Source organism: Mesorhizobium sp. M1423, from assembly GCF_040317575.1.
GTDB lineage: Bacteria > Pseudomonadota > Alphaproteobacteria > Rhizobiales > Rhizobiaceae > Mesorhizobium.
Map to the genome: position 1 here is coordinate 16,298 of NZ_JAMYKU010000033.1, position 12,086 is coordinate 28,383.

The 12,086-nt window shown below is 64.2% G+C and carries 12 protein-coding genes; 9 read left to right on the forward strand and 3 right to left on the reverse strand.

Annotated elements, in window-relative coordinates; translation table 11 throughout:
• Positions 1-38 precede the first annotated feature (38 nt).
• Positions 39-761, reverse strand: coding sequence for a LuxR family transcriptional regulator (locus NKG95_RS29325; protein WP_353043240.1), 723 nt, complete (start codon positions 759-761; stop codon positions 39-41).
• 149 nt (positions 762-910) lie between these two features.
• Here NKG95_RS29325 and NKG95_RS29330 point away from each other — a divergent pair, with 149 nt between their 5' ends.
• The 3 genes from NKG95_RS29330 to NKG95_RS29340 are packed head-to-tail and all read left to right on the forward strand — an operon-like array spanning position 911 to position 3,650.
• Positions 911-1,558 carry a cysteine hydrolase family protein gene (locus tag NKG95_RS29330; protein ID WP_353043241.1) on the forward strand — a complete coding sequence of 216 codons (648 nt, stop codon included), beginning with the start codon at positions 911-913 and terminating at the stop codon, positions 1,556-1,558.
• Positions 1,555-2,874: a type I glutamate--ammonia ligase gene (locus NKG95_RS29335; RefSeq protein ID WP_353043242.1), complete on the forward strand. Its 1,320-nt coding sequence runs from the start codon at positions 1,555-1,557 to the stop codon at positions 2,872-2,874. The genes NKG95_RS29330 and NKG95_RS29335 overlap by 4 nt, the downstream gene beginning before the upstream one ends.
• The gene (locus tag NKG95_RS29340) at positions 2,874-3,650 is read left to right on the forward strand and encodes an N-formylglutamate amidohydrolase (RefSeq protein ID WP_353043243.1); all 777 of its coding nucleotides are present in this window, start codon (positions 2,874-2,876) and stop codon (positions 3,648-3,650) included. The genes NKG95_RS29335 and NKG95_RS29340 overlap by 1 nt, the downstream gene beginning before the upstream one ends.
• 60 nt (positions 3,651-3,710) lie before the next feature.
• On the opposite strand, the gene NKG95_RS29345 is transcribed toward NKG95_RS29340, so the two are convergent.
• Positions 3,711-4,493 carry a hypothetical protein gene (locus tag NKG95_RS29345; protein WP_023717223.1) on the reverse strand — a complete coding sequence of 261 codons (783 nt, stop codon included), beginning with the start codon at positions 4,491-4,493 and terminating at the stop codon, positions 3,711-3,713.
• Between the two features lie 149 nt (positions 4,494-4,642).
• Here NKG95_RS29345 and NKG95_RS29350 point away from each other — a divergent pair, with 149 nt between their 5' ends.
• Genes NKG95_RS29350 through NKG95_RS29375 form a run of 6 tightly spaced genes read left to right on the forward strand, consistent with a single transcriptional unit; the run spans position 4,643 to position 10,596 of the window.
• Positions 4,643-5,269 carry a DUF4129 domain-containing protein gene (locus tag NKG95_RS29350; RefSeq protein ID WP_353043244.1) on the forward strand — a complete coding sequence of 209 codons (627 nt, stop codon included), beginning with the start codon at positions 4,643-4,645 and terminating at the stop codon, positions 5,267-5,269.
• The gene (locus NKG95_RS29355; protein WP_353043245.1) at positions 5,266-6,465 is read left to right on the forward strand and encodes a DUF4350 domain-containing protein; all 1,200 of its coding nucleotides are present in this window, start codon (positions 5,266-5,268) and stop codon (positions 6,463-6,465) included. Before NKG95_RS29350 ends, NKG95_RS29355 begins: the two co-directional genes overlap by 4 nt.
• On the forward strand, positions 6,452-7,408 hold the full coding sequence (locus tag NKG95_RS29360) for an AAA family ATPase (RefSeq protein WP_352587881.1): 957 nt from the start codon (positions 6,452-6,454) through the stop codon (positions 7,406-7,408). The genes NKG95_RS29355 and NKG95_RS29360 overlap by 14 nt, the downstream gene beginning before the upstream one ends.
• Positions 7,405-8,715, forward strand: coding sequence for a DUF58 domain-containing protein (locus tag NKG95_RS29365; protein WP_353043246.1), 1,311 nt, complete (start codon positions 7,405-7,407; stop codon positions 8,713-8,715). The genes NKG95_RS29360 and NKG95_RS29365 overlap by 4 nt, the downstream gene beginning before the upstream one ends.
• On the forward strand, positions 8,712-9,743 hold the full coding sequence (locus NKG95_RS29370; protein ID WP_353043247.1) for a stage II sporulation protein M: 1,032 nt from the start codon (positions 8,712-8,714) through the stop codon (positions 9,741-9,743). Before NKG95_RS29365 ends, NKG95_RS29370 begins: the two co-directional genes overlap by 4 nt.
• Positions 9,730-10,596: an RDD family protein gene (locus NKG95_RS29375; RefSeq protein ID WP_352717573.1), complete on the forward strand. Its 867-nt coding sequence runs from the start codon at positions 9,730-9,732 to the stop codon at positions 10,594-10,596. The genes NKG95_RS29370 and NKG95_RS29375 overlap by 14 nt, the downstream gene beginning before the upstream one ends.
• Positions 10,597-11,347: 751 nt before the next feature.
• Here NKG95_RS29375 and NKG95_RS29380 read toward each other — a convergent pair.
• Complete coding sequence (locus NKG95_RS29380; RefSeq protein ID WP_352750459.1) at positions 11,348-12,034, reverse strand: D-lyxose/D-mannose family sugar isomerase; 687 nt, start codon at positions 12,032-12,034, stop codon at positions 11,348-11,350.
• Between the last annotated feature and the right edge of the window lie 52 nt (positions 12,035-12,086).

Here is a 12,086-nt window from a genome sequence, read left to right on the forward strand (position 1 = left end):
TAATGTACGTCACCTGTCCGATGGGACAGTTGACGCGTTTAGGGGTGGATCAGGCGCCGGCGCACTGCCTCGACGACCGCCTGCGTGGTCGTTGCGACGCCAAAAGCCTCACGGGCCCTTGTCGAATGCCATTTGACCGTTCGCTCGGTCAGACCGAGGATTTGGGATGTCTCCGACGAGGTCTTGCCGGCTGCGGCCCACAACAGCACCTCTTTTTCGCGGTCGGTCAGCATGCCTTCATCGTCATCATTGTCATCCGCCAAGGCCTGGATCGACATGCCGGCATAGACCGCCATGGTCACCAGTTGCACTTGATGGCGTGGCGAGAGATTGCAGGACTTCGCGGAGGAGGCAAACGACAGCACGGATTGCCAATGGTGAATGCTGAGCATCGGCACAGCGAAGCCGCTACAGATGCCAAATTCCGTCGCCTCGCCGGCGACGCGTCGTGAACCTTCCGTATCCGACCACTTTGCCGGTACTTCGGACCAAAGGAACGGCTTCAGGGTCTTTGCCGAGTAAATGCAAACACCATCAACCGCGGCATGCTCGGCTTCGACATAGCGTTCGAACCAGCCGGCCGGCCAGCCATTCAGTTCAACCATCGGCGCAAGTTTCTGGCCACTGAGCGGCACACCGCTCAGGATAAGATGCTCGAAGCCGAGATTCCTCACGGTTTCAAGAAGGTCGCTCAGCAGCGGCCCGGTGGCTGTATGTTTCCTGCAGCGTTCGACAAAGTCGAACACGTCTGAATCGATCATCACAGAGACCCCCGTCCCCCATGCCGGAAAGCAGTGTACCTTAAATTAGCGACTTCGAATATCCCAATAAGCGCGTCCGGCACGCAAGACGGGTGGACCAAAGTCAGCTAAATCAGCCAGATAGTGATCACCCACACAGGACCCCAAGCATGACGCCACCACTGCCGAAACGAAACGAGCCGTTCCGGGCCGGCGAAACCGCACTGCTGCTGGTCGACATGCAGCGCGTCTGGCTGGAGCCCGGCGCCGATCCGGCGCATCCGGAGCGCGGTCCCGACCACGATTTCTACCGGCAGACGGCGTCGCAAACGATCCCCAACCAGGAGCGCCTGCTAGCGGCCGCGCGCGCCAACGGCGTCGAGGTGATCCATACCATCATCCAGAGCCTGACCGAGGATGGCCGCGATCGCTCGCTCGACCACAAACTGACGCCGATCCATATCGCGCCGAGCCGGCCGGAGGGCCTGCCGGTGCCGTCGCTGGCGCCGGTCGGCGACGAGATCATGCTGCCGAAGACATCGTCGGGCGTCTTCAACTCGACCAACATCGATTATGTCCTGAAAAACCTCGGCGTGCGTTACCTGGTCGTCGCCGGTATCATGACCGACCAGTGCGTCGACATGGCGGTGCGCGATGCCGCCGATCGCGGCTACCTCGTCACCTGCGTATCGGACGCTTGCGCCGCCGCCTCGCAGGAGCGCCATGACGGCGCGCTCGAGGCTTTCGGCGGCTATTGCTGGATCGCCGACACCGCCACCGTCGCCGCCCGCTTCGAAGTTTTGGGAAAAGCTGCATGACATCGACCGTCGAACCGCTCGTTGCCGTCGTCACCACCGACCTTTCGGCGATCACGCGCGGCCGCTCCGTCGTCGAAAGCAAGCTGCAGAAGATCGCCGCGACCGGCGTCGGCTGGCTGCAGGCCAATCTGTCGCTGACGCCGTTCAATTCCATCGTCGATCCCAATCCCTGGGGCTCGTCCGGCGACGTGCGTCTCGTTCCCGATCTCAACGCGCGGTTTCGCACGGCGCTGACCGGATCGCCGACACCGTTCGACATGGTCGCCGGCAACATCGTCGAACTGGACGGCAGCCCGTGGCTCGGCTGCACGCGGACCATGCTGAGCGATGCGCTGGCGGAGTTGAAGGCGGCGACCGGGCTTTCCGTCATCGCCGCGTTCGAGCATGAATTCCATATCGAAGGCGACTTTGGGCCGGCTCATTCGATGTCGTTGGCCGCATTGCGCCGCGCCGATCCGTTTGCCGTCAATCTGATGGCGGCGCTGGCGGAAGCCGGCGTCGCACCGGAAGTAGTGATCGCCGAATTCGGCACCGACCAATTCGAGGTGACATGCGAGCCAGCCGATGCGCTCGCCGCGGCCGATCGGGCGGTCGCCATCCGCGAGATCGCGCGCGAAGTCGCGCGATGTGCCGGCTGGCGGACGAGCTTCGCGCCCAAGATCGCGCCGGATGCCGTCGGCAACGGCGTCCATATCCATTTCAGCTTCGTCGACGCGGCCGGCAAGCCGGCGACCTACGATCCGGCACAGCCGGGCGGCCTTTCCAGCCCGGCCGCTTCGTTCTGCGCCGGCGTCCTGCGCCATCTGCCCGCGATCACCGCCATGACGGCGGCGAGTGTGTCGTCCTACTACCGGCTGAAGCCGCACAGCTGGAGCTCGTCCTACACCTGGCTTGCCGATCGCGACCGCGAGGCTAGCCTGCGCATCTGCCCGACGGTGACGATCGGCGGGCGCGATCCGGCGCGGCAGTACAACATCGAATACCGGGCCGCCGACGCCACCGGCAATCCCTATCTGTCGCTGGCGGCGATCGTGCGCGCCGGGCTGGAGGGGCTGAAAGCCAAGCTGCCGGCACCGCCGCTGGTCGCCGGCGACCCGACGCAGATGAGCGCCGCCGAACGCAAGAAGCTTGGCCTCGTACGGCTGCCGGAAACGCTGCCGGCGGCACTCGACGCGCTCGTTGCCGACAAGACCGTGACACGATGGTTCGCGCCGGTGTTCGTCGAGACTTTTGTCGGCCTCAAGCGGCATGAGACCGAGCGCCTTGCCGGGCTTGATCCAGTGGCTGTCTGCGACCTCTACCGGACGCTCTATTGATGGCTGAGCCGGTTGCCAACGCCATCCTACCGGAAGGTTGGCCACCCGCGGTCGAAGCAATCAACGAAACGGGGCGTTCCGATATCGTCCTGATATGCGAGCACGCGTCCAATCATATTCCGGCCGAGTATGCGCGGCTCGGTCTCGACAGCAGCCATTTGCAGCGCCATATCGCCTGGGATATCGGCGCCGCCGAACTCACCCGCGCTCTGTCGAAGCTGCTCGATGCTCCGGCTTTCCTCAGCTCCTATTCGCGGCTTTTGATCGATCTCAACCGGCCGCTTGGTTCCAGCGGCAGTATTCCGGTGCTGTCGGAAGACACCGGCATCCCCGGCAATGTCGGCCTCGATCCGGAGGAGCGAAGCCGGCGTGCCCAAATCCTGTTCGCGCCGTTTCATGACCGCGTGGCCGCCCATCTCGATGACCGGGCGAAGCAGGGCAGACCGACGCGGATCGCGACGATCCACTCCTTCACGCCGGTCTTTCTCGGCATTGCGCGGCCCTGGCACGCCGGCGTGCTTTACGACCGGGCAATCGAGTTCGGCCAGGCAGTGCTTGCCGGCCTGGGCGCCGGCATCGGGCTCAACGTCGCGGCAAACGAGCCTTACGTGATCAGCCGCGAGGGCGACTACGCCATACCGGTCCATGGCGACGATCGCGGCATTCCAGCCGTCCTCGTCGAGATCAGGCAGGACCTGCTGGCGGGCCGCTCCGGCATCGAGGAATGGGCGCACCGCCTGGCAGCAGCGTTGCCGGCACAGACAAAGGCGTTGTGACCGAGCTCGGCTGCTCGACCGCAACGCAAGATGCCAGCCGGTGAAAAGCCTCCACCGTCCTCAGGAGAAGATTTGCGACAGTTCTTCGACGCTGGTGCCTTCCTTGACCTGCCGCAGCTCGACATAGCTGACCGCCGTGGCGACCGACAGCACCATCGACAGCACGGTCGACACCAAGGCTGCCGCCACATCGGCAATGATCCCGCCAAACATGACGATGACTGCCAGCATCACCCACTGGATGACCATGGCGATGACCATCAGGATCAAGAAGAGGCCAAATAGCGGCCAGCGGTTGCCCTTGGTCAGGACACGGCTGCGCGACATCGACCCGAACACGCCAAGCCGCTCCTGGATCAGAACCGGCACCGCCACGCACCATCCGAGCCATAAGATGATGCCGGGAACCAGCAAGGCTATCGACGCCAGGCCCGCACCCAGGCCGACGAGCAGGCCAATACCAAGGGTCGGCAGCAAATTGCGGATGGCTATCTGAATACAGTCGCCAAAGGTCGGCCGCTTGCCGTTCAAGTCCTCGATCGTTGCCCGCACCAGCGCCGACTGGAGCAGCAGCGCGAAAACGAAGGATAGCAATCCCGCAATAACCGTAATCCATGAATTCTGAAACATCATCGAGGGATCGGCCGCGGCGCCGGGGTCGCCCTGCAGAACCGCATCTAGTTGCGGTTGGCTCCACAGCCGAAGAATAATCGCCGGCAAGCCTGAAAACAGCAGCGCGAGTCCAAGGCACAGGCCGATGTTGCGGCCGATCACGGCGAAGCTGTTGTTGAACACTCTGCCGATCTCGAATTTCTCAGGCCGTTCCAATGTCGTTGAAGCCATGATTTCCCCCGTGTTTCGCCGTAACAGTATCACGGCGCCCTAATAGCAATTCTGCCAAGATTAACCGTGGGCGTCCAGCCCACTTGCAATTCTTGTGCTGCATTGTCAGTGTCGGCTGGGAACTCCAGGTTGCAGGGGAGCGGGTGACGGTGGCACAGCCAGGCACAGCGGAAGCCGAATGGCTGACCAATCTGCACAAGCGGCTGATCGCCGATGAGTCGATCCAGTTCGACCTGCCGGCCTATGTGCCGCCCCAGCCGCCCGACTGGCTGAAGCCGCTGCTGGATCTTTTGTCATCGCTCGGTCCCTACATGATCTATCTGTTCTGGGGGGCGGTGATATCAGGCGCCGCAATCATCCTGCTTGTGGTCTTCCTCGAGGTGAAAGGCATCGCCTGGCGCCTGCCGTGGCAGCGCGCGCGGCCCGAGGCCGAGGCCGAAGAGACCTGGCGCCCCGACGCCGGCGCCGCGCAGGTCCTGCTGTCGGAAGCCGATACGCTGGCCGCGCGCGGCGACTATGACGAGGCGGTTCACTTGCTGCTTCGGCGCAGCGTCGCCGATATTGCCGGCCGGCTGCCGGACTTCCTGCGCCCGTCGCTCACCGCGCGCGACATCGCCAATGCCCCTTCCCTGCCGGGAAGGGCACGCCATGCCTTTACCGAGATCGCCCGCATTGTCGAGGCCGCGCTGTTCGCGCGGCGGCCGGTCGGCGCGGAAGGCTGGCGGCAAGCACGCGGCGCCTATGAACGGTTCGCCTTCCGGGATGCCTGGACGTGAGCGCAACGGCGGTCGAGGCGCAGGAGCCGTTCAATCGAAAGACACTGTTTTGGGGGATTTTCGCCAGCCTGCTTGCGGCAGCCGGTTTCTTCCTGCTGTCCACCTATGCTCCCGATTTCCGGCAACCCGGCAATGGCGGCGCCACGCCGTTGTCGAAAAGCGGCGTCGGCTACGCCGGCCTGGCGGAATGGCTGAAGCTGACCGGCGAACCGCCCTTCATGGCGCGGACCGAGGACGATCTCGGCACCGACATGCTGCTGATCGTCACCATTTCGCTCGACAGCGATCCGGAGGCTCTCGACCACATCCTCGACCTTCGTCAGGACCAGAACACGCTCTTCGTGCTGCCCAAATGGCAGATCCTGCCGCTGCAGGAGCACGAAGGCTGGAACATGAAATTCGGGCGATTGCCCGGTTCGGTGGTGAACGAGTGGCTTGGCCGGATCGCCGATGCAAAGATCGGTGCTGGCCAGAGTACGCCAAAGCAACTCGACATCGAGGGCCAGCTCGTCAACACCCCGGACGAATTGCAGTGGGTAGCGGACGAACACCCGGTCATTGCAGCCGGGCAAGGCCAGGCCGTGCTGACGCGAGTGGAGAACAAGCCGTTCTATATCCTGACCGACCCCGACCTGATCAACAACGCCGCCCTCAAGGATCCCGACAAGGCGGTAGCGGCGCTCGGGCTGATCGCCTTGCTCCAGCCCGACGACGGACCGGTGATGTTCGATCTGACGCTGCACGGCGCGGGGCGGAAGTATGATCTGGCCAAGCTTCTGGTCGAGCCGCCGTTCCTGGCGCTGACACTGACGATCCTGGTCGCCGCTGCGCTGGCGTTCCTGCATGGCCTTGGCCGGTTCGGCCCGCCGCGCGCCGACCAGCGTGCGATTGCTTTCGGCAAGCGTGCGCTGGTCGATACGACGGCGATGCTCATGCGGCGTGCCGGCCGGCTGGACGAGCTGGGAGGCCGCTATGCGGCCTTGATGCGGGTGCGCGCCGGCGCGCTGCTCGGGGCACCGCAAGGGTTGCAAGGCACAGCGCTCGACCACTGGCTCGACTCTCGCGATAAGGAGCAAGCCGGCGGATTCACGACGCGCTCGCAAGCCGCCGGCGAGGCGAAGAACCTGACGCAGATGCAACAGGCAGCTGAGCGGCTGCACGACTGGACAGCAAGGAGGCTCGGTGAACGTCGATGATGTGAAGGCCCTGGCGACACGGATCAGGGAAGAAGTGGCCAAGGCGATTACCGGGCAGCACGATACGGTCGACCTGATGCTGACCGCCTTGTTTGCAGGCGGGCATATCCTGCTCGAAGGCCCTCCCGGCACGGCCAAGACAATGACCGCGCGCTGCTTCGCCCAAGCGCTTGGGGTCGCCTACGGGCGGATCCAGTTCACACCGGACCTGATGCCCGGCGACATCGTCGGGTCGAACATCTACAACTTCCAGACCGGGCAGTTCACGCTGACGCGCGGCCCGATCTTCTGCGATCTCCTGCTTGCCGACGAAATCAACCGCACGCCACCCAAGACGCAAGCCGCACTGCTCGAGGCGATGCAGGAACATGCGGTCACGTTCGACGGCACCACGCATTCGCTCGGCCGCAACTTCATGGTCGTCGCGACCCAGAATCCGATCGAGCACCAGGGCGTCTACCCCCTGCCCGAGGCGCAGCTCGACCGCTTCCTGTTCAAGCACCGCGTCAGCTATCCCGGCCCCGAGGAAGAACGAGCCATCATCGTCCATCACGGCGGCGGCTCCGCCTCGCACGACATCGCGCAATACGGCATCGAGGCGCAGACGGACCGCGAGACGCTGCAGGAGGCACTCGCAACCGTCGGCTCCGTCACCCTCGTCGACGATGTCGTCGGCTACATAGCGGCGCTGGTACGGGCTACGCGCGAAAATGCCGATCTGGAAGTCGGGGCCAGCCCACGCGCGGGCGCCATGCTGGCGCGGGCGGCTCGTGCCCGGGCGGCGCTGGACGGACGCGCCTATGTGATCCCCGACGACGTCAAGGCGCTGGCAGTGCCGGCGCTGCGCCACCGCGTCATCCTTTCGCCTGCCGCCCAGATCGATGGCCGCCTGGTCGAGCAGATCGTCTCCGACCTGGTCGACCAGACGGAAGCACCACGTTGATCTATCCCAGCGGCCGAGCAGTGTGGGCAGCAGCGGCCGGCGCGGTGCCGGCCTTCCTGGTCGCGCTGGCACTGCCGTCGTTCTGGTATCTGGGATTGCTGTGGAGCTGCCTGCTGCTTGCCTTCCTGGCGGTGGATGCCGCGGCCGGACGCGGGCGGGCATCGCTGAATGCCAGCATCGATGCGCCGCAGCAGGTCGGTGTCGGCGGCGACTTCAGCGTACAAATTGCCGCCCGTCATTCGGGGCGGCCGCGCATCGCGGAGGCTCGCGTCGGCCACGATGCGCGTCTGGCGCCGGTGAGCGACAGCGGTGGGACATTGCTGCCAACCCCCGGAGGCGGGTCGCTCGACCTTCGCTTCCAGGCGCTGCGGCGTGGGATCGCCAGCTTCGACCGTCTTTGGGTGCGCTGGCGCGGGCCGTTCGGGCTGGTCTGGAACCAGGTCGTGCTGCCGGTGGAAAGCAAGGTTGCGGTGCTGCCCGACGTCAGCAGCGCCCGCGGCGAGGCGATCACGCTGCTGCAACATGCGGCGCTTGCCGAAGGCCATGCGCAGCGCCGCGCTGGTCAAGGCCGCGAGTTCGACGCGCTCAAGGATTACCAGCCGGGCATGGGCCGGCGGATGATCGACTGGAAGCGCAGCGCCCGCCACGGCAAGCTTTTGGCGCGCGAGTTCCGCATCGAGGAGAACAACAATATCGTGCTGGCCATCGATAGCGGACGCCTGATGTGCGAGCCCGTCGACGGTGTGCCGAAGGTGGACCGGGCGGTGACGGCCGCCCTGCTGTCGGCATTCATCGCGCTGAAGGGCGGCGACATGGTCAGCCTGTTCGGCTTCGATGCACGGCCGCGCGTTTCGAGCGGCGCGGTACGCGGCCCCGCCAGCTTTGCGATGATCCAGAAACGGGCCGCGGAGATCGACTATTCCAGTGAAGAGACCAACTTCACCTTGGCGCTGACGACGCTGGCGGCGCGGCTCGACCGCCGTTCGCTGGTCATCGTCTTCACCGATTTCGTCGATCCGATCAGTGCCGAATTGATGCTGCGCACCGTGGGCCGGCTCACCGAACGGCATCTGGTGCTGTTCACGCTGATGAAGGACACCGAACTGGAGGGCCTGGCCGATATGCCGCCACGCTCCGGCGAGGACGTTGCCCGCGCGGTGGTTGCCGGCGGGCTCTTGCGCGAAAGGCAGGTCGTCATCGGCCGGCTGCGGCTGCTCGGGGCGCATGTCATCGAAGCCAACCACAATCGGCTGGGTCCCGCGCTGGTCGAGCGTTATCTGCAGTTCAAGCAGGAGGATCTGTTGTGACGGCGCCAGTACCCGGCAGTGCGGTACGCGGCGACGCGGTACGCCAGTCGCTGGCCAGCTTCCGCCGCGAGCGCGAGGCCGACTGGAAAGCATTCGAGGCGCTTCTCGCGCGTGTCGAGAAGCGTGCGCCGCGCACGCTTTCCGAAGAGGAGCTGCTGTCGCTGCCCCTACTCTATCGATCGGCGCTGTCTTCCCTTTCGGTGGCGCGGGCGACCTCGCTCGACAACGCGCTGGTCGCCTATCTCGAAGCGCTGTCGCTGCGCGGTTATTTCTATCTCTATGGCGCACGCCGCGGGCTGCGGCAGCGCCTCGCCGATTTCTTCCTGCACGACTGGCCCGAAGCCATTCGCGACCTGTGGCGCGAGACATTGGTTTCGGTCGCGCTGATGGTGATCGGCATTGGTGCAGGCGCCTGGCTGGTGGCATCCGACAAGAGCTGGTTCGACGCGATCATCCCGTCCAGCCTGGCAGGGGGCCGCGGTCCAGATGCTTCGGCCGAACTGCTGCGCAGCATGCTTTATGATGGCGACAATGGCTTTCTCTCAGGCTTTGCCGCCTATCTGTTCACGCACAACGTCCAGGTCGCGATCCTGGCCTTCGCCCTCGGCTTTGCCTTCGCCGTGCCGACGGTACTGCTGATGCTGTTCAACGGCTGCATGATCGGCGCGTTGTTCCAAGTCTATTGGTCCAAGGGGCTCGGCATGGAGCTCGGCGGCTGGCTGGCCATCCACGGCACCACCGAATTGTTCGCAATCGCTTTGGCCGGCGCGGCCGGCATGCGCATCGGCACCAGCATCGCTTTTCCCGGCGAATTGACACGCATGGCGGCAGCGGCTGGTGCCGGACGCATCGCCGCGAATGCTATGGTCGGGGTCTCGGTCATGCTGCTGTTTGCCGGGCTGCTCGAGGGCATTGGCAGGCAGACCATCACCAGCGACGTCACGCGCTACGCCATTGGCGGTGGCATGCTGGCGCTGTGGATCGGTTACTTCTACCTGTTCCGGATGGTGCGGCATGGCGATCGGTAGACGCGCCGCCTTTGCGGCTATACGGCCGCTGATCACGCCCGAGGGCGTCGATCTTCGGATAAAGCTGGCCGACGCCGGCACGCGGGCTGCCGCCTTCCTCCTCGACTTCGTGTTCATCGCGGTGGCTGCAATCGTGATCACGATCGTCGCACTGTTCGGGGTGGGAGGCCTTGGCAGCGAGGGGTTTCAGCCGCTCTTCGTCGTCTGGATCATCCTGATCTTCTTTCTGCGCAACGCCTACTTCATCGTCTTCGAAGCGGGCCGGCGCGCGGCTACGCCCGGCAAGCGGATCGTCGGCATCCGGGTCGCATCGCGCAGCGGAGACGGCCTGTCGATCGACCAGGTCATCGCCCGCAACCTGATGCGCGAGATCGAAGTGTTCCTGCCGCTGTCGATCATCGTCGGACGCAGCGGCACCGACCTTGCCGACACGCTGACGACGGTGTTCGGACTGGTGTGGACGCTGCTGTTTGCCTTGTTTCCGCTCTTCAATCGAGACCGCATGCGGATCGGCGACCTGTTGGCGGGGACCTGGGTGGTCGAGGCACCGAAGCGCGCCTTGCTGGAAGATCTGTCGGCCCGGCAGGATGCCGGCACTGGCGCGTTCCGATTCAGCCACGCCCAGCTCGACGCCTACGGAATTGCCGAACTCCACAAGCTGGAGGAAGTGCTGCGCCGCGACGACTATTTCGCGTTGCGGACGGTGGCCGAAACGATCGGACGCAAGATCGGTGCGGCGCCACAAGCCCATGACGCGCGGGCGTTCCTGACGGCCTACTACGGGGAGTTGCGGGCACATCTCGAACGCAAGCTCCTGCTGGGCAACCGCAGGGCCGACAAGCATCAGCGTTAGACTCAGGAGTGGAAATGCACGAAAAGCGTGCGCAGCAGCCCATTGCCACCGAAGATTGACGCTTGACCGGTGCCATCTTCTCCCGCAAATTCAGTCTCGCGGGGTTGAAATGCCTATCCGTCCGAGGGTGCTCGTGTTCCCTATCCTCTGGAAGTCGCAAGCGGATGTTGCAAGAAAACTCCTCGAGAGTTCCAGGTTCTACGGAAATCAAGCTGCAAGGAGGCTTCCTTGGCCACTTTCGTCACTCAATCCACTTTCCAACGAGCTGGCAGCCAAATGGTGTGGTTTTGGAAACTCGGAACAGGCGATGCCTACTGGGGGTACTCGGTACGTGCGGCGGTCGTCCTTCGCACGGCCACTTTGCGCTGGGAAAGCCTGTATACCTACATCGATGAGACAGGCCAGACCGAGGTGATACAGACGAACGTATCAGACGATATGCAAATAAGATTCGCGGCGATAAGTTCTCCCTGAGGAGCCAAGACATGCCAACAGTGCTTCACGCTGTATACGATTCCCGCGGAGTGATCATTGCCGCCTCACGAGTCGATCCTTCCGATGAGAAGTCGGCCCCGGCGCCAATCCCACAGCCCGGCGAGGGCAATTACTACGCGCTAATCCCGCTTGACGAGGCCCACGTCAAAATGCCGCTGGATCAGCTGTGCACAACGACTCGGGTCGACTTGCGACAGAAGCGGCTGATTGCCGAGGACCTTCACTCTCGAACGTAAGTGTTCCTCGCCACCCTGCCCTATCCCACCCACTTCTCGTAGTCGGACACCAACAGGTGCAGCGGTGCTGTGTCCTCGTCGATGTCTGCGAAGCGGCCGATTGGTTCGCGAAAGACATTGTCGGTGAGATCGTCGTTGACCGTCGAAACCTCGCCGATCAGCACGTCCTTGCCTTCCGCCCAGAAGGCGTGCCAGACGCCCGGCAGCAGCGTCACGCTCTGGCCTGGGTCGAGCTTCAGCAGCCCACCCGCAGGCAGCCTGTGGATGGTTCCGTCGACAGGTACCGTCACTTCGGCCTTCGGGTCGATGCCGCCATCGCGATCGTGCATGAACAGCTCCAGCACCAGTTTGCCGCCACCACGGTTGATGATGTCTTCGGCCTTGATGTTGTGGCGGTGCATCGGCGACAGCTGGTCCTTGCGCGAGATCATGATCTTCTCGGCATAGAGCATGCCCATGCCCTTCTTCATGTCCTCGTAGCGGCCGTTGCGAACGGTGAACAGGAACAGGCCGAGCTCGTCGAACTTCTCCTGGCCATAATCGGTGATGTCCCAGCCGAGCCGGGAGGAGAAGATCGCCGACGAATCCTGCCGGCGCGCCTTCATCTCTTCGGGGCTCCAGTAGGCGAAGGGCGGCATGATGTAGCCGAACGAGCGGATGAAGGCGTCGGCGTCGCGGATGATGTCGTTGATGGCGGAGCGTTTCATGATCGTGGTTCCTTCCCGTCGCTTTGCGAGCGCTAACGCAATAGCCGAACGT